This is a genomic window from Bradyrhizobium sp. LeoA1Lang, assembly GCF_055413685.1.
Genome location: NZ_JBVAPG010000444.1, coordinates 1 through 808 on the forward strand (window position 1 = coordinate 1; position 808 = coordinate 808).

The window sequence follows — 808 nt, forward strand, 5'->3', positions numbered from 1 at the left end:
GCGTTGGTGTATGCTATCGGCATGAAACGCGACGGCCGACAACTTGACCATCGAACCCTGGAAGAAATCCGCATGATGGCGTTGGAGCGAGTGCGCGAAGGTGAAAAGCCGAGCGCCGTCGTCGAGAGCTATGGATTTCACCGCAGCGTGATTTACCGCTGGATGAGAACGGCGAAAGGTCGTGGGAAGGGCCTGCGGGCGCTGGCGTCGCGCAAAGGAACGGGACGTCCGAAGAAGTTGACGCCGGCGCAAGAGCGGCAAGTGTTTCGCTGGATCAACGGCAAGAACCCGCTGCAATACGGTTTCGATTTTGGCTTGTGGACGCGGCAAATCGTGCGCGAACTGGTGGAGCGGGAATTCGGCGTGAGGCTGAGTCTGGCGTCGATCGGGGGGATGCTGGCGCGCTTGGGATTGAGCGCGCAGAAGCCATTGCAACGCGCCTATCAGCGTGACCCGGAGGCGATCGAGCGTTGGCAGCGGGAAACCTATCCGGCCATTGCGCGGCGTGCCAAGCGGGAGAAAGCGGATGTCTATTTCTGGGATGAATCCGGCTTCCGGGCGGATGCGGTGCAAGGCACGACGTGGGGCGTGAAGGGAGAAACGCCGGTGGTGCAAACGCCGGGGCAACGGCAAAGCATCGGCGCGGCGTCGGCGGTGAGCGCCAAGGGCGCGTTCTGGTTCGCGACGTACAAGGGCGCACTGTCTGGCGAGCTGTTCGTGGACCTGCTCAAGAAGCTGATGTATCGCCGCAAGAAAGCGCTGCATCTGATTGTGGACGGGCTACCCGCGCACAAGAAGGCGGTGGTCA

General features: G+C 62.1%; 1 protein-coding gene. It reads left to right on the forward strand.

Annotated elements, in window-relative coordinates; all coding sequences use genetic code 11:
• Positions 1–21: 21 nt before the first annotated feature.
• The coding region (locus tag ACZYOF_RS44055) for an IS630 family transposase (protein ID WP_463719630.1) at positions 22–808 on the forward strand (787 nt) is incomplete at its 3' end.